15 protein-coding genes and 1 pseudogene are annotated in these 21709 nt (G+C 65.4%); 3 read left to right on the top strand and 13 right to left on the bottom strand.

The features are described from left to right. The 9 genes from QM712_RS08610 to QM712_RS08570 all read right to left on the bottom strand — a co-directional run bounded on the left by QM712_RS08610 (position 1) and on the right by QM712_RS08570 (position 13135). Complete coding sequence (locus tag QM712_RS08610) at positions 1–3111, bottom strand: EAL domain-containing protein (RefSeq protein ID WP_415022650.1); 3111 nt, start codon at positions 3109–3111, stop codon at positions 1–3. 184 nt (positions 3112–3295) lie between these two features. Next, entirely contained in the window at positions 3296–4381 is a 1086-nt protein-coding gene (locus QM712_RS08605; protein ID WP_415022649.1) for a branched-chain amino acid ABC transporter permease, read from the bottom strand. Next, on the bottom strand, positions 4378–5388 hold the full coding sequence (locus QM712_RS08600) for a branched-chain amino acid ABC transporter permease (protein ID WP_415022648.1): 1011 nt from the start codon (positions 5386–5388) through the stop codon (positions 4378–4380). Before QM712_RS08600 ends, QM712_RS08605 begins: the two co-directional genes overlap by 4 nt. Beyond that, complete coding sequence (locus tag QM712_RS08595) at positions 5385–6107, bottom strand: ABC transporter ATP-binding protein (protein ID WP_415022647.1); 723 nt, start codon at positions 6105–6107, stop codon at positions 5385–5387. The genes QM712_RS08600 and QM712_RS08595 overlap by 4 nt, the downstream gene beginning before the upstream one ends. After that, positions 6104–6880, bottom strand: a complete 777-nt coding sequence (locus QM712_RS08590; protein WP_415022646.1) for an ABC transporter ATP-binding protein — start codon at positions 6878–6880, stop codon at positions 6104–6106. Before QM712_RS08590 ends, QM712_RS08595 begins: the two co-directional genes overlap by 4 nt. Before the next feature lie 170 nt (positions 6881–7050). Continuing rightward, positions 7051–8235 (bottom strand): substrate-binding domain-containing protein, encoded by a 1185-nt coding sequence (locus QM712_RS08585; protein ID WP_415022645.1) that lies wholly within the window; start codon positions 8233–8235, stop codon positions 7051–7053. Positions 8236–8623: 388 nt separating this feature from the next. Continuing rightward, on the bottom strand, positions 8624–10066 hold the full coding sequence (locus QM712_RS08580) for a sigma-54 interaction domain-containing protein (RefSeq protein WP_415022644.1): 1443 nt from the start codon (positions 10064–10066) through the stop codon (positions 8624–8626). A 147-nt stretch (positions 10067–10213) separates the two neighbouring features. After that, positions 10214–11950 carry a putative bifunctional diguanylate cyclase/phosphodiesterase gene (locus QM712_RS08575; RefSeq protein ID WP_415022643.1) on the bottom strand — a complete coding sequence of 579 codons (1737 nt, stop codon included), beginning with the start codon at positions 11948–11950 and terminating at the stop codon, positions 10214–10216. Positions 11951–12169: 219 nt separating this feature from the next. Continuing rightward, positions 12170–13135, bottom strand: coding sequence for a sensor histidine kinase (locus QM712_RS08570; RefSeq protein WP_415022642.1), 966 nt, complete (start codon positions 13133–13135; stop codon positions 12170–12172). Positions 13136–13314: 179 nt separating this feature from the next. Here QM712_RS08570 and QM712_RS08565 point away from each other — a divergent pair. Then, a pseudogene (locus QM712_RS08565) lies at positions 13315–13556 on the top strand (SDR family NAD(P)-dependent oxidoreductase); the annotation flags it as partial. 74 nt (positions 13557–13630) lie between these two features. Here QM712_RS08565 and QM712_RS08560 read toward each other — a convergent pair. The 3 genes from QM712_RS08560 to sthA form a co-directional block, all read right to left on the bottom strand. Continuing rightward, a complete protein-coding gene (locus tag QM712_RS08560) occupies positions 13631–14980 on the bottom strand; it encodes a cytochrome P450 (RefSeq protein ID WP_415022641.1) in 1350 nt (449 codons plus the stop codon). A gap of 132 nt (positions 14981–15112) precedes the next feature. After that, positions 15113–16348, bottom strand: a complete 1236-nt coding sequence (locus QM712_RS08555; protein ID WP_415022640.1) for an LLM class flavin-dependent oxidoreductase — start codon at positions 16346–16348, stop codon at positions 15113–15115. 261 nt (positions 16349–16609) lie between these two features. Continuing rightward, positions 16610–18001: a Si-specific NAD(P)(+) transhydrogenase gene (gene sthA / locus QM712_RS08550; protein ID WP_415022639.1), complete on the bottom strand. Its 1392-nt coding sequence runs from the start codon at positions 17999–18001 to the stop codon at positions 16610–16612. Between the two features lie 146 nt (positions 18002–18147). Between sthA and QM712_RS08545 the strand changes: the two genes are divergently transcribed. Together QM712_RS08545 and QM712_RS08540 are read left to right on the top strand one after the other, a co-directional pair. Beyond that, complete coding sequence (locus QM712_RS08545; RefSeq protein WP_415022638.1) at positions 18148–19560, top strand: MFS transporter; 1413 nt, start codon at positions 18148–18150, stop codon at positions 19558–19560. 139 nt (positions 19561–19699) lie between these two features. Then, positions 19700–20881, top strand: a complete 1182-nt coding sequence (locus tag QM712_RS08540) for a PHB depolymerase family esterase (protein ID WP_415022637.1) — start codon at positions 19700–19702, stop codon at positions 20879–20881. A gap of 81 nt (positions 20882–20962) precedes the next feature. On the opposite strand, the gene QM712_RS08535 is transcribed toward QM712_RS08540, so the two are convergent. Further along, complete coding sequence (locus tag QM712_RS08535; RefSeq protein WP_415022636.1) at positions 20963–21643, bottom strand: MBL fold metallo-hydrolase; 681 nt, start codon at positions 21641–21643, stop codon at positions 20963–20965. Positions 21644–21709 lie beyond the last annotated feature (66 nt).

Below are 21709 nucleotides of genomic sequence, written 5' to 3'. Positions count from 1 at the left end.
TCAGGCCACCGCCGCCACCGGCCCGGTATCTCCCGTGCCGAACAGTTTCCGCACCTCGGCCGCCGCCTTCGGGGCGCTGAACAGATAGCCCTGCATTTCCGTGCAGCCGAGCGCGCGGAGCATCTCGCGCTGGGCCTCGGTCTCGACGCCCTCGGCCACCGTGGTCATCCTGCTGGCGGTGGCGATGTTGACCACCGCCTGCACGATGACGGGCGCGCCGCTCGCTTCGGCGATGTCGGCGACGAAGCAACGGTCGATCTTGATCTTGTCGAACGGGAAGCGCTTCAGATAGCTGAGCGAGGAATAGCCGGTGCCGAAATCATCGAGCGCGATGCGCACGCCGATCGAGCGGAGCTGGTGGAGGATCGAGAGCGCGGCCTCGTCGTCGCGGATCAGCACGGCTTCGGTGATCTCGATCTCGAGCCGGCGCGGATCGAGCCCGGACGTGGCGAGCGCGCCGGCGATCCTGAGCGCCAGCGTGTCGCATTTGAGCTGCACCGGCGAAACGTTGACCGCGAGCCGCACATGCGCGGGCCACGTCGCGGCCTCGCTGCAGGCTGTCCGCAGCACCCAGTCGCCGAGCTCGTTGATTAGGCCGGTGTCCTCGGCGATCGGAATGAATTCGGCGGGCGAGACCATGCCGCGCTCGGGATGGCGCCAGCGCAGCAGCGCCTCGCAGCCGGAGACCTCGTTGGTCCGCAGGTTGACCAGCGGCTGGTAGTGAATCTCGAAACCGCCGTCCACCAGGGCCTGCCGCAGATCCTGCTCCATGGTGAGGCGTGCCTTGGCGCTCGCATCCATCTCCGGCACGAAGAAACGATAGGTGCGGCGGCCCTCGGCCTTGGCGCCGTACATCGCAAGGTCGGCGTTCTTGACGAGCTGGTCGAGGTCGGTGCCGTCCTGCGGGGCCAGCGCGATACCGATGCTCGCGTCGGTGGAGAGTTGATGGCCGAGGCAGTGATAGGGACGGCGGATCGCCTCGTGGATCCGTGTCACGAAGGCCAGCACATCCTCCGACGATTCGACGCCGGTCTGGATGACCGCGAATTCGTCGCCGCCGAGCCGCGCGATCAGGTCGCCTTTCCTGAGGCAGCCGCGGATGCGGCCCGCGATCGCCTTCAACAGTTCGTCGCCGACGTGATGGCCGAGCGAATCGTTGATGCCCTTGAACTCGTCGACGTCGATGTAGAGCAGGGCGAACTGTCCGCCGCGCGCGACCTTCGCCAGCTCGCGCTCGATCTGTTCGCGGAACAGCGTGCGGTTCGGCAGGTCGGTCAGCGCGTCGTAATGCGCCATATGCTCGATCTTCTCGTCGGCGCGGCGCCGTTCGGTCACGTCGTCGACGACGTGGATGAGATAACGCGGTTCGCCGGTGTCGTCGCGGATTCCGATCCGGGTCGAGGTGATGTAGCGCAGCCCCATCGCCTGGGTCTGCCAGGGGTGCTCGTCCTTGAACAATCCCCTGGTCGATTGCAGCGCCTCGTCGTCGTCCTCGGTCACGAGCCTTGCGGACGCGTCCGGGAAGATGCTGAAGGCGGTCTTGCCGACGACGTCCCGGCGCGACCGGCCGAACTGCTGCTCGGCGACGCCGTTGATCAGCAGATATTCGCGGGTGCGCGCGTCCTTCACCGTGATCTGGGACGGGATGTGGTCGATGATCTCGCGCAGGAAGGTCTGGGTGCGGTCGCGCTCCTGTTCGAGGTTGCGCCGCTCGGTGATGTCTTCGATCGTGGTGATCCAGCCGCCCTTCGCCAGCGGCCGGTAGAGCGCCTGGAACACGCGGCCGTCTCGGGACTCGAGGATGGCCTGGCCCGACAAGCCTCGCGCGACGTCGCTCGTGACCTTCGCGAACATCTCCTGCACGTCGCCGTTGAACGAGCCGTGGTCCTTGAGGTGCTGGAGCACGTCGCGGAACGAGCAGCCCGGCTTCACCACGTCCGCCGCGGCATGGCACATTTCGAGATAGCGCTGGTTGCAGATGACGAGGCGCCCCGACACGTCGTACAGCACGAGCCCTTGCGACATGTTGTTCAAGGCGGTGTCGAGCCGCTGCCGCTCCGCTCTCAGCCGCTCCTGGGCTTCGCGGTTCTGCCGGTTGATCTGGCGGATGATCAGATAGAGGATCAGCGCGATCACGCCGGCCGAAAGCGTGGCCGTGGTGATCATGAAGCCGGTCTGCTGGCGCCAGTCCGCCAGTGCGGCCGACATGGTGTTGGTCGCGACGATGACGAGGGGGAAATGCGCGAGCGAGGCGGCGGAGCCGAGCCGCTGCTCGCCGTCGACCGGGCTCCTGACACGAAGCGTCTGCTGTCCGCCGCGCGCCAGCACCTTCTGCATCAGCGGAGCGTCCTTGTAGCTCCTGCCGATCAGATCCTCGACATGCGGATAGCGCGTCAGCATCTTGCCCTCGCGATCGAACAGCGAGATGGCCGCGCCCTCGGCGAGGGCGACCGAAGCGAAATAGCGTTGATAGCTGTCGGGGTCGATCCGGCGGACCATGGCGCCGACGAACGTGCCGTCCGGCAGCGTCAGCCGCCGCGCCACGACCGTGGTCCATTTGCCGATCAGGTAGCTGCGCACCGATTCCAGCAGCATCGGTTCGGACAGCGGATTCGACTTGAAGGTCCGGAAATAGCTGCGCGAGGAGATGTTGACCTTGGGCACTGGCTGGGCGCGCGACCAGTTGATCAGTTCGCCGTCCGCATCGTAGATCGCGATGTCGCCGAGATAGGACACGGCGCTCATCCTGTCGCGGAGCATCTGGCGCGCCGCGGGGCCGGACATGCGTTCGCGGAACATCCCGGGCGAGATGATCTCCGGCAGACGCATCTGTCCGATCAGTTCGGCCGCGACGATGTCGGCGTCCTCGAATTGCTGGTCGAAATGGCGCGCGATCAGCCGGACGGTGTTTTCCAGCTCGCGCTCGCGGTTGGCCAGGGTGCGTTCGCGAAACTCGCCGACGGCCATCGCGGTGACGGCGAAGATGCCGGCCACGAGCAGGGCACCGGACAGGGTCAGCCAGAGCACGGGACCACGCCAAGCGAAAGCCTCGCGGCCGCTTGTTGCGGCTGCGGACATCCTCGCGGCGATCCCTGAAAACACCCGGCGCATTCCCACTCCCCAACGAGCAGAAATACACCGGACAAATGGCGCAAAGCTTAGGAAAGCCGGTTAGCCAAGGCTTAAGCCGGTTGCGCAGTTCTACGGATATATCGGGGAACGCGAGCAGCTGGCGCATCGCGCGCTGGTTGTAAGAAGCCGTCACTTAGCGGTGCGCTGCATCATTAACGAGAGCCTAATGCGCGGCACCCGCGCTTTTCTCGCCGCGGCCGTTGCGCAGCCGTCCGACCACCCCGGTCGGGAAGAAATAGACGCTGGCGATGAACAGCAGCCCGAGCCAGAGCAGCCAGCGGTCGGGGTGCAAGAGCCCCGGCAGCAGCGGCAGGCCGGCCTCGCTGGCCGCCTTGGAGGCCACGCCCATCAGCGTCTGCAGATAGTTCTGGGCGAGGATGAAGATGGTTGCCCCGATGATCGCGCCGTAGATCGTGCCCATGCCGCCGATCACCACCATCAGCAGGATGTCCAGCATGATCGAGAAGCTGAGCGAGGTGTCAGGGCCGGCATAGCGCAGCCACAGCGCGTTGAGGATGCCGGCACTGGCCGCCACCAGCGCGGCGAGGCAGTTGGCGTAGGTCAGGTGGAACACGGTGCGGAAGCCGAGCGCCTCCGCGCGGAAGCGGTTCTCGCGGATCGCTTGGAGCACGCGCCCGAACGGCGAGTTCACCACGCGCAACAAGGCGAGGATCATCAGAGCCGAGATGGCGAACACCAGATAGAAGGTCAGGATGCGGCCGTTGATTTCGAAGCCGAACAGGTTCTTGGAGATCAGCACCGTGCCGGGTCGCAGCAATTCGGGCAGTTGAAAGCTGCGCCCGTCCTCGCCGCCGGTGAGCCAGGAGAGCTGCGAGGCCAGCACCTGGAAGGCGGAGGCGACCGCGAGCGTGATCATGGCGAAGAAGATCGCGGCGACCCGTAGCGAGAACAGGCCGATCGCAAGCGCCAGCAGTGCGGCGAGCGGCAGCCCGACGACGATGCCGGTCGCGACCGCGGCCCAGTTCGGGCCCATCCCGTACAGCGCGATGGCGATCGCGTAGCTGCCGATGCCGTAGAACATGGTGTGGGCGAACGACACCGAGCCGGTGTAGCCGAGCAGCAGGTCGTAAGATGCGACCAGCGCCGCGAACACGCAGATCTTGGCCGCGACGTTCAGTGCCTTGGCACCGGGGAACAGGAACGGCGTTGCCGCCAGTGCCAGGATGATGAGGACGAGAACGAGCGTGAGAACACGGCTGCGCGGCGGATCGCCTGACAGGATCATCATCGGCTGGTCACCGCATAGAGGCCGCGCGGCCGCCACATCAGAACGGCGACCATCAGCAGGATGTTGGAGACGAGAGCGAGTTTCGGCACCAGGAAGCCGCCGTAGTTTGCGACCATCGCCACCAGGATGGCGCCGATGAAGCAGCCGCCGATCGATCCCAGGCCGCCGATGATGACGACGATGAAGATCAGCACGGTGAGATCGTCGCTCATGGAGGCGTGGACCTGCTCGCGATAGAGGGCCCACATCACGCCGCCGAGACCGGCCAGCGCCGATCCCGTCATGAACACGCCGAGGAACAGGCGCCGGATGCGATAGCCGAGCGCCTCGACCATCTCGCGGTTCTCGACGCCGGCGCGGATCAGCAGGCCGAGCTTGGTGCGGTTGAGCACGAGCTGGATCGCGATGAAGACGGCGAGGCCGATCAGCATCGCCAGCACGCGGTATTTCGCGATCGCGACGTCACCGAGGATGAAGGAACCGCGCAGCGAGGCGGGCAGCGGCATCGGGATGATCTGCGGTCCCCACAGGGCGTAGAGCGCCTGTTCGGCGACGATCAGGCCGCCGGTCGTCATCAGGATCTGCTTCAGGTGCTGGCCGTAGACCGGAAGGATCAGCACGCGCTCGACGATCAGGCCGAGCGCGCCGGACACCGCCATCGAGAGCAGCGCGGCCGGCGCCAGCACCGCGAGGTTCATCCAGAGCGAATCCGCCTGGATGGATGCCGCGAACGGCGCCAGCACCAGCGTCGCGACATAGGCGCCGACGGCGATGAAGGCGCCATGGCCGAAATTGAGCACGTCCATCAGGCCGAACACCAGCGTGAGGCCGGACGCCATGATGAAGATCATCATGCCCATCGCCAAGCTCGCGGCGGTCAGGGTCAGCCAGGAGCTGGTCGAGCCGATCAGGGGGATCATGATCAGGGCGAGCACGATCGGCAGCAGGATCGGCGCGATGTCGCGCTTCGGCTTCGGCAACGGATCGGTTGCGGCAAGTTCAGTCACTGATGCGCCTCCAGGCTCAGGCCGAGCAGCCGCTCCTGCAGCGGCACGTCGGCGGCCAGCGCCGCCATCTCGCCGCGATGGACGATGGTGCCGTTGTCCATGACCAGCACATTGTCCCCGAGTTCGCGGGCGGCGAAGAAATTCTGCTCGACCAGCAGGATGGTCGCGCCCTTGCGCTTGATCTCCTTGAGGCACTCGATCAGCGCCATGACGATGGCAGGCGCGAGGCCCTTGGTCGGCTCGTCGATCAGCAGCAGCTTGCGCGGCTCGATGATCGCGCGTGCGATGGACAGCATCTGCTTCTGCCCGCCGGAGAGGCTTCCCGCGCGTGACAGCCAGAACCGGCGCAGCGCCGGGAAGAAACCGAAGATCCAGTCGAGCTGGGCGTCGTCGAGCGGGCCGTCGCGGGCCGCCAGCACCAGGTTTTCCTTCACCGTCAGGTCGGAGAACACCGCCATGCTCTCCGGCACGTAGCCGACGCCGAGCCGCGCGATGTCGGGCGTGGCGCGGCTCTCGATGCGCTCGCCGGCGAGGCTGATCTCGCCCTTGGAGGCCTGCCACAGGCCCATGATGGTGCGCAGCGTCGTGGTCTTGCCGGCGCCGTTGCGGCCGAGCAGCATCGTAGTCTGCCCCTGCGCGACGGCGAGGTCGATGCCCTGGAGGATGTGATAGCGGCCGATGTGGGTATGCACGCCGGAGAGCTTGAGAAGATCGGTCATGCTGCGCCCTCCGCGGCCGTCTTGGGAGCGATGCCGAGATAGGCTTCCTGCACGATCGGCGAAGCGATCACCTCGGCCGGCGGTCCGTCGGCGACGAGCTGGCCGTTGTGGAGCACGATGATGCGGTCGGCGAGCGAGCGCACCACGTCCATCTTGTGCTCGACCAGCAGGATGATCTTGCTCTTGTCCTGCTTGAGCTGCGCGATCAGATCGAGGACGACCGGAACCTCGTCGATGCTCATGCCGGCGGTCGGCTCGTCGAACATGAACACCTTCGGCTCCAGCGCGATCATCAGCGCGACCTCAAGCTTGCGCTGGTCACCATGCGACAGCACGGTTGCGGCGACGCCGCGGCGGCCGCCGAGCGCGACCTGGTCGAGGATGGCATCGGCGCGCGCGATCAGGTCGCGGCGTACCATCCAGGGCCGCAGCATGTCGTAATGGGTGCCACTGGCGGCTTGCACCGCGAGGCGAACGTTCTCTTCCACGGTGAGATTCGGAAAGAGGTTGGTGAGCTGGAAGGCGCGGCCGAGGCCGGCGCGGGTGCGCATCGGCGCGGAGTGGTGCGTGATGTCGGTGCCGTCGAACAGGATGCTGCCGCCGGATGCGCGCAACTGGCCCGAGATCAGGTTGAAATAGGTGGTCTTGCCGGCGCCGTTCGGGCCGACGATGGCGGTGAGCTCGCCGGGGCGAAAGCTGCAGGTCACGTTGTTGACCGCGACATGGCCGCCGAAGCGGATGGTGAGGTCGCGGGTTTCGAGAGAGAGCGTCATTGGAAGTCTGGCGAATGATGAGATGAAGATTTATCCGCGGTCACGCTGCGCTCCCTCCCCCGCTTGCGGGGGAGGATGGGGGAGAGGGTGTTTCCGCGACCAGGACTCCCCGAGAGGATAAGGCCCTCTCCCGGCCTCCCCCGCAAGCGGGGGAGGTGAAGCACGAGCGCTCAGCGCTTGTTGCGAACCGGAACGTCCATGTCCTCGATCTTCAGCTCGCGCACGGGCTCGAGCACGGCCCAGGCGACGTTCGGGTCGACCTTGACCTTGAAGTGATACATGCTCTGGAGCGCCTGATGGTCCTCCTTGCGGAACACCATCTTGCCCTTCGGCGTGTCGAACTCCATGCCTTCCATCGCCGTGATCAGCTTCTCGGTGTCGGTCGACTTCGCCTTGGTGACGGCGGTGACGACGGACATCGCGGCGGCGAAACCGCCCGCGGTGAAGAAGTCTGGCGGTGCGTTGAAGCGCTTCTGGTGCTCGGCGACGAACCAGTCGTTCACCGGGTTCTTCGGGATGTCGTAGTAGTAGTAGGTCGCGCCTTCCATGCCGGGCAGGCTCTTGTAGGCCGCCAGTGCCGGCAGGATGTTGCCGCCGGTCGACAGCTCGATGCCGTAGCGCTTCGGATCCATGTCCTGGAGCTTGGCGAGCGGATTGCCGGCGCCGGCCCAGATCACCCAGATGATCTTGCGGCCCGGCTTGTCCTTCAGCGCGTCGAACAGGCGCTGGCCCACGGCGGTGAAGTCGGTGGTGTTGGTCGGGGCATATTCCTCGGCGCCGAGCGTTGCGCCGGTCTTGGCGAGCGCTTCCTTGAAGGCGGCAACGCCGTCACGGCCGAAGGCGTAGTCCTGCGCCAGCGTGGCGACGGTGACGCCCTGCTTGCCGATAGCGACCGCGTTCGAGATCGCGTCCTGCGACGAATTGCGCGCGGTGCGGAAGATGTAGCGATTCCATTTCTCGCCGGTAATCTGGTCCGCAACCGCCGGCTCGACGATCAGGATCTTCTTGTTTTCCTCGGCGACGGGGAGAATGGCGAGGGCCGCGGCCGACGAGGTCGTGCCGATCGCGATGTCGGCCTTGTCGTCCTGATAGGCTTCCGCGAGCGCGGCCTTGGCGAGGTCCGGCTTGCCCTGGTCGTCCTTGGTGATGACGACGATCTTGCGGCCGTCGACCGTCATGGTGCCCTTGGTGGCGTATTCGAAGCCCATCTGCAGGCCGATCTCGGTCTGCTTGGCATAGGCTTCCAGCGGGCCGGTCTTGCCGTAGATCAGCGCAACCTTGAGATCGTCGGCTCGCGCGGAGGTGCTCGCCGCCAAGCCGAGGATGGCTGCTGTTATGATGAGTGATCGACGCACGATGGTCCCTCCTTGTTCAACTACCTTGGGCAACAGCGATTTGCACAGCCGGACAAACAAAGCAATTCCACCTTCCGGCGGAGCTTGCATGAGGCAACGCATGTGACAGTGGTTTGACGGACGCGTGCCCGATCGTCGCAGCTCGGCGAAATCGGGTTAACGATCCCTCGACATGACGGCGTCCGCTGCTTCGGCGAAGCCGCGCAATGCAGCGTCCCGCATCAGCCCATGCGTTTCCTCGGGGCGGCCTGGAGCAAGCTCCGCGCCAGATCCGCAGCCTTGCGCCGGAATGGCTGAAAATGCGGCAGAAACGCTGCCGGCGCCGGCGGCGGGCACCGGCGCCGTGGTGTCAGGAATCCGAGACTTCGGACAGGTTCCGTCTCGAATGTCAGACGGGTGGCGATCCCGCAGCGAGGCCGAACTTGGCGAGCTTCTTGTAGAACGTCGCGCGCGAGATGCGGAGCATCCTGGCGGCTTCCGAGATCTGGCCGTTGCTGGCTGCGAGCGCGTGTTCGAGCGTCTGCTTCTCGAACTCGGCTTCCGCCTCCGCATAGGGCACGACCGATCCGGTCATTCGCTGCCGTGGCGGTGTCGTGACATCCGCGCGGACCGGCAGGATGTGCACGAAATCGTCGCCGGTCAGGCGCCCGGAATCACTCAGGATCAAGGCGCGTTCCAGCACGTTGCGAAGCTCGCGGACATTGCCGGGCCAGTCGTAGCGCGCAAGCGCCGCCAATCCGCTCGGCGTGATCTTCGCGTTCAAATAGTCGCCGGAGGCGCTGATGTCCTCGATCAGCCGCGCGCAGATGTCGGGCAGATCGTCGAGGCATTGGCGCAAGGGCGGCAGGTCGATCGAGAGCACGTTGAGGCGATAGTAGAGATCGGCGCGGAAGGCGCCGTCGCTGACACGCTTGCGCAAGTCGACATTGGTCGCCGCGATCACGCGCACGTCGACCTTGGTGATCTTGTCCGAGCCCAATGGCTCGATCTCGCGCTCCTGCAACACGCGGAGCAGCTTGGCCTGCAGTTGCAGCGGCATCTCGCCGATCTCGTCGAGAAACAGCGTGCCGCCGTCGGCCAGCCTGAATTTTCCCTCGCGGCCCCTGCGATCGGCGCCGGTATAGGCGCCCGGCGCGGTGCCGAAGAATTCCGACTCGATCAGCGTCTCCGGGATCGCGGCGACGTTGACGCTGACGAACGGCTTTTCCGCACGCGAGGACGCGTTGTGGATGGCCTGGGCCAGCAGCTCCTTGCCGGTGCCGGTTTCGCCGGTGAGCAGCACGGTCACGCTTTGCCGCGCCGCGCGCTTCGCGAATTCCTTGGCCTGCGCGATCGGCTTCGTGGCCCCGACGAAATCGGCGAGCGTGAACCGCGCCGCACGTGCGCCCGATAATTGCCGGCGCGCCAGCCGCAGATCGTTCTCGAGCTGGGTCACGCGGGCGAGCAGGGGCCGCAGGCTTTCGAGATGATCGTAGAGCACGAAGCCGATCGCGCCGATGACGTTGCGATCCTCGTCCTCAATCGGCATGCGCGTGACGACGAGTTGCTCGCCGCCGAGCTCCATGATGTCGAGCAGGATCGGCTCGCCGGTTTCGGCTACCGTCCGCATCATGCTGTTCGGAATGATCTCCTCGATCGGCCGGCCGATCGCCTGGGAAGTCTGCTTGAGGCCGAGCGCGGCGAGGTATTTCTCGTTGACGTAGATGACCCGCCCGTCGCGATCGATCGCGATCGCACCCTCGCACAGATGCTCCAGCCGCTCGAACAGCGTGACCATCGCCCGCGCGCGGACGTAGGCGGGATCGCTGACATCGAGGGAATTAGCGGACATGGTGTGCCCCAGGGGAGGTCCGCTTGTCTATTACCAAAAGCGCAGCAATTTCAAAGGGAAATCGGTGCGAGGAGCCGCACGCTTCCCCGGGGCCGGATCATGGCTTTTTCGCCAGGACGACGCCGAGGGTGTCGTGCCGCTGCCGGCTTATCGCCGGTACCCGCTGGCCCTCGAATAGCCCTGCCGGTTCTGCGCCAGCGGGCGGCTTGCCACGCTGACGCGTGCCTCGCTGGCGGCGGGGGTCGCGAGCTTAAGTTCCTCGAGGAAGATCGGCCGGGAGAAATAATAGCCCTGCGCGTAGCGGATCTTGGTCGCGGCCTGGAGATAGGCGAGTTCCTCGAAGGTCTCGAGCCCTTCGGCGATCACGGTCATGCCGAGCGCTTCGCTCAGGGATTCGATCGCGCGCAGGATGCCCTGGCTGCGCGGGCGCTTATGGATGTCGGTGATGAAGGAGCGATCGATCTTGATCTCGTCGGCGGTGATGTCGGCGAGCGCCGAGAGCGAGGAATAGCCGATGCCGAAATCGTCGATCGAGATCCCGATGCCCAGCTTGCGGAACATCGGCAGGATCTCGGCCTGGAAATGATTGGTGGCGACGAAGGCGTCTTCCGTCACTTCGATCATGAAGCGCTGGGGAAAGCCGGTTTGGTCCAGTGCCTGCGCGAAGGACCGCATGAATTCGGGATTGTTGGCCTGCTTGGCGGCGACGTTGATGCTGATGGTCGCTTCCGCGCCGAACGTTTCGTTGATCAGGTCGATCGATTTCACGATCTCGGCGAGTACGAGATGGGTGAGCTCGTCGATCAGGCCGAGTTCGCCCGCGAGGTTGATGAACGAGCCGGGCGCCTGGATCACGCCTTCGTCGTCGCGCAGCCGCACCAGGGCCTCGATGCCCTTCACCTCCTGCGTCCTGATGTCGACCTTGGACTGGAAGGCGCAGCAGAACCGCTTGTCCAGGATCGCGAGCCGAAGCGACTGCTCGATCTTCGTGCGCGCGAGCGCTTCGCGCTCCATGCTGGCGTCGAAGAAGGCGGCCGATCTCTTGCCGCTGTTCTTGACGCGATACATCGCGATGTCGGCATTCTGGCGCAGCATCTCGAAGCTGCGGCCGTGATCGGGATAGAGGCTGACGCCGACCGAGGTGGAAGCGAAGACCTCCGAATTGCCGATGAAGAATGGTGCGGTCAACCGTTCCAGCGTCGATTGCATGAAGTCCGCGACCTCCTGCTGGCTCTGGATCGGCGACAGCAGCAACAGGAATTCGTCGCCCGAGATTCGCGACAGCATGTCGGAGTCGCGCAGGCCGCGACCGAGACGCTTCGACAGCTCGACCAGCAGTTCGTCGCCGACGGCATGGCCGTAATAGTCGTTGATATGCTTGAAATTGTCGATGTCGAGGAAGGCGAGGGCGAAACGTTCGCCGCTGCGATCGCGCGACAGCAGGCCGTTGGCGTGATGTTCGATCACGCGCCGCGAGGGCAGCCCCGTCAGCTCGTCGAAATAGGCCGAACGGAAGAGCTGGTCCTCGAAATTCTTCTGCTCGGTGATGTCGGAGGAGGCCGAGATCAGGAGTTCGCGGCCGGCAAGCCGGACCGGGTGATGAGTGGTCAGCAGCACCTGACGTGCGGCTCCATCATGGAGCGCTTCCTCGGTGACGACCGCCTGGCCGCCCGTCAGCGCCTGCCGGCAGGCTTCGCGGCGCTGCGCGAGATCGGGGGCAGGACGGCTGCCGTCCAGGCCGAGCTGTGCCGCGGCGGCGTCGTTAACCAGCAGAAGTTCGCCATGCGCGTCCTGCACGGTCACGCCGGCCGGGAGTAGTTTAACGATTTCCTTCAGAAATCCGAGTTCGGCCTCACTCGCGCCGGAGTATTTGGTGTCGTTCATAGAAGTCATGAATCTTGTTGTTCGAAGGCGCCTTTGCAATCGACACAATCTCGCGCGGTTCCCTCTTAGGTTTGGTTAAGGGGTCCGCAGAAATACGAGGGTGTTTTGTTGGAAACTTGCGGCGATGCGACACGGGCAATCGATCGTCATTAACAGAGCGTCAACGGCGCTTGCCAAAGTGCGAGCGAAGCGCGCGGTTCGCTTTCATTTGACCGAGCGCTACTCGCCCTTGGGAATGCGACACTGCATGATGCAATGGAGCCCGGTCTTGAGATAGGCGACCTCGGTCTTGCCGTCGAAGGCCATCAGCGCCGACTTCAGCAGTTTGGTGCCGAAGCCGGGCGCCTGGACGTCGTCGATGCTCGGTCCCTCGGTTTCGTCCCAGGTGACGACCAGGCGATCATCGCTGATGGTCCACGACACCTGCAGCAGGCCGCGCGGCGAGGAGAAGGCGCCATACTTGCCGGCATTGGTGGCGAGCTCGTGAAACATCAGCGACAGCGTGACCGCGAGCTTCGCCGGCAGGAACAAGCGCTCGCCGTTGAGCGTGAAGCGGACGTGGCCGTAGGGTCCGAGCTCCGAGATCAGGAGATCGCGGATGTCGCAGCCGGACTTGTCGATCTGCGAGATCAGATCGTCGGTCGCGGCCAGCGACCGCAGCCTCGGATCGATCCTGCTCCAGATCTGCGGCTGGTCGTGCAGCACCTGGTGCATCACGGCATGCACGGTCGAAAGCTTGTTCTTCAGCCGATGCTGCAGCTCGTCGACGAGGAGCTTGCGATACTCCTCCTCCTCGATCAGGCGCTTGGAGATCCGGCGCTGCTCGATCAGCAGTGAGCGATAATGCTCGACGCCCCAGATGGTGAGCGCCGAGACGCCCCAATACAGCGCCAGCAGGGCAAATCGCGCGCGGTCGGCGAAGGCATCACCGAAATTCAGGACGACGCCGAGCACGCCGCCGATCAGCGCCGTCACCACGCCGATCCGAAAGCCGCCGAATGCGGTGGCGAAGAACACCGCCGGGAAATAGGGCGTGAAATAGACGTCGGGGCGCATATGCGCGAGGCCCCAGCGTGCCAGCGTCGCGAGCAACAGGCAGGCGACCGCGAAGGCGATGCTCAGGCCCAGCGATGGCGGCGCGATGCCCTCCCAGCTTCTGCGGAATTCCTCGATCAACTTGCCCATGGACTGCCCGGTTGCGATCTGGGTTCGAAAATCGAGCCACAGGCGGGCATGTTACGCATGTCGTCGGCGCAAGCATAGCTTGCCCTTTCCGCAGTCGGCAGGGATCGTGATCGTTGCGCCGCCGTCATCGACCGGTGTGGGCCATTTAACATCGTATCGTCTGAAACCGGGAACATTGCGTGGGCAAGCTCGACGGCACGGTTGCGGTGATCGCAGTGCGACGAGCGGGATCGGATTGCGTACCGCGGAAGTCTTCGTTGCGGAAGGTGCCAAAATTGTGATCGCGGGACGGCGCATACCTGAAGGCGAGGCGCTGGCGAAGCGACTCGGCGCCGACTGCGTCCTCCGCCGGACCGATGTGACGATCGAGGCGCAGATGCAGGAACCGATCGCGCTCGCGGTGGACAGATTCGGCAGGATCGTCCTCATTGCGCCGCACCCCTGCGAGACGCGCGTACCGCGTTCCTCAGGATGAGGCTTTCGGCTGCGGCGCGTTCACACCGCCTTCACCTGCACCCGCAGTCCGTCGCGCGGCTTCGGGATCGGCCACATCTGCCAGTCCGGCTTGTAGCCGTCTTCGAGCGACACCTCGATGTTCTGCAGGAAGTGCCGCGCGAAGCACTTGGCCTGCATGTAGGCGAAGTGCAGGCCGAGACACATATGCGCGCCGCCGCCGAAGGGCACCCAGGCGAAGCGATGGCGGCTGCGCTGCGCTTCCTCGGAGAAGCGCAGCGGATCGAACCGGTCCGGCTCCGGCCAGATGTCCTTCATGTGGTGCGTATAGAGCGGATTGACGCCGACGGCCGTGCCGCCGGGAACCGCAAACCCCTTGAAGGTGAAATCGCGCGTCGCGCGGCGCGGCATCGAGGGCACCGGCGGCTTGATCCGCAGCGCCTCCTTGAACGCCATCTCCGAGAGCGGCATCTTCTCGAGATCGTCGAAGGTCATCGGCGCGTCGGCGGGAAGGTCGAGCGCAAGAACCTCCGCGCGCAATCTCTCCTGCCAGTCCGGATTGGCCGCGAGCTCGCCGATGAAGGACGTCAGCGACGAGGTCAGCGTGTCGTGCGCCGCCATCATCAGAAAGCTCATGTGGTCGATGACGTCCTGCTCGGAGAGCAGCGCACCGTCCTCGTGGGTGGCGTGGCAGAGTTGCGAGAACAGATCCTCACCGCCTTCCCTGGCGCGGCGGAGCGGTATCTGCTCGCGGAAATAGGCGACGACGCGTTCGCGTCCCTGCACGCCGCGCGCCATCTGCGTGAACGGCAGGGGGCGGCGGACCGGCGTGACGGCGGCGGCGACCATGTCGACGAAGGCACGGTTGATCTCGTCGACTTCCGGCCCGATGTCGGCGCCGAGGAATGACGCCGCGGCGAGATCGAGCGTGAGCTGCTTCATCGCCGGGTAGAGCTGCATCGTGCCCGGCCTTGCCTTCCACTGCGCGATCCGGCTCGCGATGCCGCGGTCGAGATCGCCGAGATAGGACTTCATCGGCCCCGACTTGAACGCGACCGACAGCGCCTTGCGATGCAGCCGATGCTCGTCGAAATCGAGCAGCATCAATCCACGCGGGAACAGCTGGCCGAGTACCTTCTCCCAGCCATGGGCCGATGAGAACAGCTTTTGCTGGTCGAACATCACGAGCTCGTTGGCCTCGGGTCCGAGCAGAACGACATTCGTCTCGCCGAAGAAATGCGTGCGGTAGACCGGGCCGTATTTGGCGCCGTTCGCTTCGACATACCCCTTGGGATCGGCGAGCACCTCGAACGTCCTGCCGATGAACGGCCAGCCTTCGTCGCCCGGGATATGCGTCAGCTCGTTGCGCTTGGGCCCCTTCTGGATCGACATCACGGCTGCCCCGGCTGTTGAGCGAACGGAAATCGCGCGCGCGGCAACATCGTGCGCCCGCGCCACGCTGCTTCAGCATAGCACGGGCGGGAATGTCTCGCTTGTGAATGTCGTCACAGGCGGCGAGGCGGCCTATCGCTTCGCCGCTTCCTTCTGCAGATCCGGCGCGTTGACGGCGGGAATGGCGACGCGGCCGGGGCCCGTCACCTTCAGCGCTTCGGCGGCCTTGTCGTTCTCGAGGATCTTGGCCATCACGGCCTGCCCTGCACGTTCGAAGATCGCGCGGTTCTCGATCACGAATTTTTGCGACTTGCGCAGGCCGTCGATATAGCCGTTGATCTCCGGCACGACATAGCGCGCGACCATGTCCCAGCTCCGGCGCGTGGCTTCCGGATTGGCCCAGTCGTGCACGAAGCCGATGATGGCGCCGACGCCGCCGGAGACCTGCATCACGTTCTTGATGGTTTTGACGAGATCGTCGGGCGTGCCGATGGTGGAGGCCGCGCCCTCGACGAAGGCGGTCTTGTCCACGGCCTCGTCGGGCGAGGCGAACGCGGTGAGGCCCGGCCGTTGCAGCGTGCCGACATTGTATTCGTTGTGCCAGCGCATCAGTCCGGCGCCGGCCTCGCGGCGGGCCTGCTCGCGCGTCTCGGCGATGTGGAAGGTAAGCAGCACGCGCCAGTCGGCGCGGTTGACCGTGGTGCCGTGCTTCTTCGCGGCATCCTCGGCGAACTGCCATTGCTGCTGCAGCGACATCAGGCCCTGCGTCGTCATCGATCCCAGCGAGATGATGCCGATGCCGTATTTGCCGGCGAGCGTCATGCCGGAAGGCGAGATCTGCGAGGCCACCACGAACGGCATCTCCTCCTGCAACGGCAGGATCTGCAGCGCCGCGTCGTTCATGGTGAACCAGTCGCTCTTCGCGGTGACGCGCTCGCCGTTGAAGAGGCGGCGGATCACGCCGATGGCCTCGTCCTGGCGGTCGCGCTGGGTCATGGGATCGATGCCGAGCGTGTGCGCGTCCGAGGCCAGCGCGCCGGGGCCGGAGCCGAAGATGGCGCGGCCGCCGGTCATGTGGTCGAGCTGCACCATGCGCTGGGCGACGTTGTAGGGATGATGATAGGGCAGCGACACCACGCCGGTGCCCAGCCTGATCCGCTTGGTGCGCTCGCCCGCCGCCGCGAGGAACATCTCGGGCGAGGCGATCATCTCCCAGCCGGAGGAATGGTGCTCGCCGCACCAGAATTCGTCATAGCCGAGCGCATCGAGCTGCTCGACGAGGTCGAGATCGCGCCGGAACTGGAGCATCGGATGCTCCCCGATCGGATGATGCGGGGCAAGGAAGGCTCCGAACTTCAGGCGCGCCATGGCGTTCTCTCCGGCTTTGATTTTCTGTTTGTTGGTGGCGTGAGGCTACGTGCCGGACAGCCCGAACGCAATCGCGCGATGTCCCGTCCGGCGGAATGCAGGCATGCGTGCCTCTTCGCCATCCCGCCAGACTTGCGTGCAGACGCTTCCGATCTCGTCATGGCCGGGTTTGTCCCGGCCATTCACGTCTTCAGCAGAGCACCGGGAATGTGAGTGCCGGGGACAAGCCGGGGTACGACGCAAGCGGGAGGAATTCCGCGGCTAGCGCGTCATCCTGTTCCACGCGTCCAGCCCGGCGATCTTGTAGGCCTCGGCGAGCGTCGGATAGTTGAAGGTGTTCTGGATGAAATAGTCGATGCCGCCTTTGAGATTGAGCACGGCTTGGCCGATATGGATCAGCTCGGTGGCGCCCTCGCCGAGGATGTGCACGCCGAGCAGGCGGCGCGTCTTGGTCGAGAAGATCATCTTCATCATGCCGCTGTTCAGTCCCATGATGTGGCCGCGCGAGGTCTCGCGGAAGCGCGCGATGCCGACCTCGTAGGGAATGCCGCGCGTGCGGACCTCTTCCTCGGTGAGGCCCGCGGTCGAGATCTCAGGAACCGAATAGATCCCGTAGGGGAAGAACTCCGGCGGCGCCATCGGCTCCATGCCGAGCGCGTGGCACGCCGCGACGCGGCCCTGCTCCATCGAGGTGGAGGCGAGGCTCGGAAATCCGATCACGTCTCCCGCCGCGTAGATGTGCGGCACGCTGGTCTGCAGCGTCACGGGATCGACCTGGATGCGGCCGCGGTGATCGACCGCGATGCCCGCCGTGCCGAGATTGAGCCGATCGGTGGCGCCGACGCGGCCGGCGGCGAACAGCAGCATGTCCGTGGTGACATGCCGGCCGTCCGACAGGTGCGTGACGATGCTGCCCTGCGCGGTCTTCTCGATCGCGGTGACCTTCGATCCGAGCCTTAGCGCGACGTTGCGGTCGCGCAATTCGTGCATGAACTCGTCGATCAATTCCTTGTCGATGAAATCGAGGAAGGTCTGCCGCGGCTCGATCAGCGTCACGGGTACGTCGAGCGCGCTGAAGATCGTCGCGTATTCGACGCCGATCACGCCGGCGCCGATCACCGCCAGGCTGCGCGGCAGCTTTGGCAGCTCGATGATCTCGTCGCTGTCGAGCACGGTCTCGCCGTCGAACGGCACGTCGCCCGGGCGGAACGGACGCGTGCCGCAGGCGATCAGGATGAACGCGGCCGACACCACCTTGGTCTCGCCGATCGCGCTGGTGATCTCGATCTGATGCGGCGAGACGAACCGCGCCTCGCCATTGGCGGTCCGCACCAGATTGCGGCTGAACTGGTGCTCGAGAACCTCGACCTCGTGGTCGAGCGTCTTCTGCAGCCGCGTCATGAGATCGCTCGCCACGATGTCCTGCTTCACCCGGTAGGAGCGGCCGTAGAAGCCGCGCTCGCGCCAGCCGGACAGGTTGAGCACGGTCTCGCGCAGGGTCTTCGACGGGATCGTGCCGGTGTGAACGGAGACGCCGCCGACCCGGCGGCCCTTCTCCACCACCAGGACGGCCTTGCCGAGCTTGGCGCATTGCACCGCGGCCCGGCGCCCAGATGGGCCTGAGCCGATCACCACCATGTCGTAATCGTACATCGGGAGGCTTCCGAACCGCGAAATCAGCGGAAATTCACATGCAGCAATCGGGCCAAGGCAGCAAGTCCTACCTCCGAGGTAATCGCGCGGATGACGCCGATCTGCGATCTTCGCGCGAAAATAAATACTCCGGGGCGCGTGTGCCGATGCATCAAACCGTCACAAAGCAGATCGATTCGTCGCGCCGCTGGTGGGTGCTGGCGATTGTCGTCGCCGCCCAATTCATGTTCGGCGTCGACGCCTTCATCGTGAACGTCGCCATTCCCACCATCGCGGTCGATCTCGATGCGACCCCGGCGCAGATCGAATCCGTCATCGCGATCTATCTGATCGCCTATGCGACGCTGGTCGTCACCGGCGGCCGGCTCGGCGATATCCACGGCACGAGGGCCGTGTTTCTCGCCGGCGTGCTCGGCTTCACGCTGACGTCGCTGTGGTGCGGGCTCGCGCAATCCGGCATCGAGTTGATCATCGCCCGGCTGGCGCAGGGGGGTACCGCGGCGCTGATGGTGCCGCAGGTGCTGGCGACCCTGCACCTGCTGTTCACGGACGAAACGCGCGGCCGCGCCTTCGGCATCTATGGCATCGTGCTCGGGCTCGCAGGCGCCGCCGGCTTCCTGCTCGGCGGGCTGCTGGTCACGATCGATCTGGCGGGCACCGGCTGGCGCTCGGTGTTCTTCGTCAACGTGCCGTGCGGCCTCGTCATCGCGGCAGCGGCATGGCGCATCATGCCTTCGGTGCCGCGACGGAGCGGCACGAGGCTCGACATCATCGGCAGCGTCGTGCTGTTCGCGGGCCTGTTGTGCCTGATCGGTCCGCTGCTGTTCGGCCACGACGTCGGCTGGGCGCCTTGGCTATGGGCAGTGATGGCAGTCGGCAGCGCGATCCTCGTCGCGTTCGTGAGGCTCGAGCATGCGGTTGCGCGCGCCGGCGGCATGCCGCTGATCGATTTGACACTGCTGTCGGACGCAATCTTCCTGCGCGGATTGGGCGCGGTCTTTTTCTTCTTCGCCGCCAATCTCTCGTTCTACCTGATCATGACGTTGTTCATGCAGAGGGGCCTGAAGATCGCGCCGCTCGCGGCCGGCCTCGCGTTCATTCCACTTGCGTTGTCCTTCGTGGTGGCGTCGCGCCACAGCGGCGTGCGGGCCCGGCATCGCGGCACGGGGGTGTTGATCGAAGGCTGCGTGCTGCAGATCGCGGGCCTCGCAGCGCTCGCGCTCGTTGCGGGCCGTGTCGATGCGCCGTCGCCGCTGCTGCTCGCGCTCACCATGATCGTCTTCGGCTATGGCCAGGGCCTGGTCATGGCGCCGCTCTCCGGCGTGGTGCTGTCGACGGTGAAGCCCGCGGCTGCGGGCTCGGCGTCGGGCGCCTATGGCACCACGGCACAGATCGGAAATGCGGCCGGAGTGGCCGCAATCGGCGCGGTGTTCTTCGCCGTGGAGGCGTTGCAATCATCGCGCGCAGGATTTCTCGTTTCGCTCGCATTGTTTGCGGCGTTAATCATGATCTGCGCCGCTTTTCTGTCGTGGATGCGCCGCGGCTCTGCACGAAGTTGAGGCAGTGCCGTTAATATTTGCGTTTTCCGCGGGTTTTCCCGCGATTCCTACGGGATTGACAGCACACGGTCTTTTTATTTTGCACTGCAGCAACTATTTGGTTTGGGTGAACGTTGAATGTCGCCCACCAGGAGTTGCCGTGTCGCTCGCCAGGAATGTCGATCTCCTCAGACGTCTGCCAAGGCTCGACGGTCTGCACTTCGAGCCGGGCCGCGGCGCTGATGGATCGAGCCCGCTGCAGGAAGTCACCGGCTTCGGCACCAATCCCGGAAACCTGCGCATGTTCGCGTTCGTGCCTGCGCAATTGCAGAAGCCGCGCGCGCTCGTCGTGGTGCTGCATGGTTGCGGCCAGACCGCGGCCGGTTACGATCTCGGCGCGGGATGGTCGACGCTGGCGGAGCACTATGGCTTCGCGCTGCTGATGCCCGAGCAGCAGCGCGTCAACAACGGCAACACCTGTTTCAACTGGTTCTCTCCAGAGGACACCGCGCGCGACAGCGGCGAGGCGTGCTCGATCCGCGAGATGATCGCGCATCTGGCCGAGGCCTGTCGCATCGACGAGCGCCGCATCTTCATCACCGGCCTGTCCGCCGGCGGCGGCATGACGTCGGTGATGCTCGCCACATATCCGGACGTGTTCGCTGCCGGCGCCGTCATCGCGGGCCTGCCTTACGGCATCGCCTCGAATCTGCGCGAGGCGCTGGACGGCATGTTCCATTCACCGGCGCGGGACGCGCGCGAACTCGGCAATCTCGTCCGGAATGCATCGGATCATCGCGGCCCATGGCCGAGAATCTCGGTGTGGCACGGCAGCGCCGACCGCACCGTCAATCCCGGCAATGCCAACGAGATCGTCAAGCAGTGGCTCGATCTGCACGATCTGCCTGCGGTGCCGATGGCGGAGACCAATGTCGACGGCTATCCGCGCCAGGCCTGGTGGAACAGGAACGGTGAGACGCTGGTCGAATCCTACACCATCACGGACATGGCGCACGGCACTCCGCTCGGCATCGCCGACAACGAGCAGCGCTACGGCGCGGAAGGTGCCTTCCTCATCGAGGCCGGGATTTCATCGTCCTATCACATCGCGAAGTTCTTCGGCCTGACCAACTGGATTCCGGACGCCGCCAGGAAGAAGACGGCGGCGAAGCCCGCGCAGAAGCCTGTGCCCGCGCGCTCGCCCGCGCCGCATCTCGCCCGCTCGATCCGGTCCGCGGTTGCCGGGGAGGATCAGCCGGAGCCGAAGCGCGAGGAGGCCCACGGCTTCGACCTCGGCCAGATCATCACGCGCGCACTGACCGCGGCCGGCTTGATCAAGTAGCTCCGGCCTCGCTGGGTCGTCAGGGAACGGCGCTTGGCCTCGCGCGAGGTCAGCGGAGTTCGCGGGGACGCCGAATGAAATCTACAGCTCGCCGACGATGAACGGATTGGTCATCCGCTCCTGGCCGATGCTCGACCCGGCGCCGTGGCCGCAGATGAAGCCGACGTCGTCGCCGAGCGGGAGCAGCTTGGTCTTGATCGAGTCGATCAGCGTCGCATGATTGCCGCCCGGCAGGTCGGTGCGCCCGACCGAGCCGCTGAAGAGAACGTCGCCGACATGGGCGAAGCGCAGCTCCTTGTTGAAGAACACGACGCTGCCGGGCGAGTGGCCCGGGCAATGCAGGACGTCGAAGCGCAGGCCGCCGATCGATACGGTGTCGCCTTCATCGAGCCAGCGGTCGGGCTCGAAATTGCGCCCGCCGGTCATGCCGAAGCGCGCACCGCTCTCCACCACGTTGTCCAGCAGGAATTTATCGGCGGCATGCGGGCCCTCGATCGGCACCTTCAGTGCATCGCGCAGCTCGGCCGCGCCGCCGACGTGATCGATATGGCCATGCGTCAGCCAGATCTTCTCCACGGTGACGCCGGTCTGCCTGATCGCCTCGAGGATTTTCGGCACGTCGCCGCCGGGATCGATCACCACGGCCTTCTTGCCGGGCTCGTCCCAGATGATGGTGCAATTCTGCTCGAACGGCGTCACCGGAACGATGATCGCGCCGGCCTTGGCCTGTTGGGAGTCCTGGGAGTCATTTTGCTCGGTCATGGCCTCACAATGCCGATTTTTGCCATGCCGCCAAGCAAAAGATTCGTCCCCGCGCGCCGGAAACAG

It is taken from the genome of Bradyrhizobium sp. (genome assembly GCF_047605465.1).
GTDB lineage: Bacteria > Pseudomonadota > Alphaproteobacteria > Rhizobiales > Xanthobacteraceae > Bradyrhizobium.
This window is presented reverse-complemented; position numbering and strand designations above follow the sequence as displayed.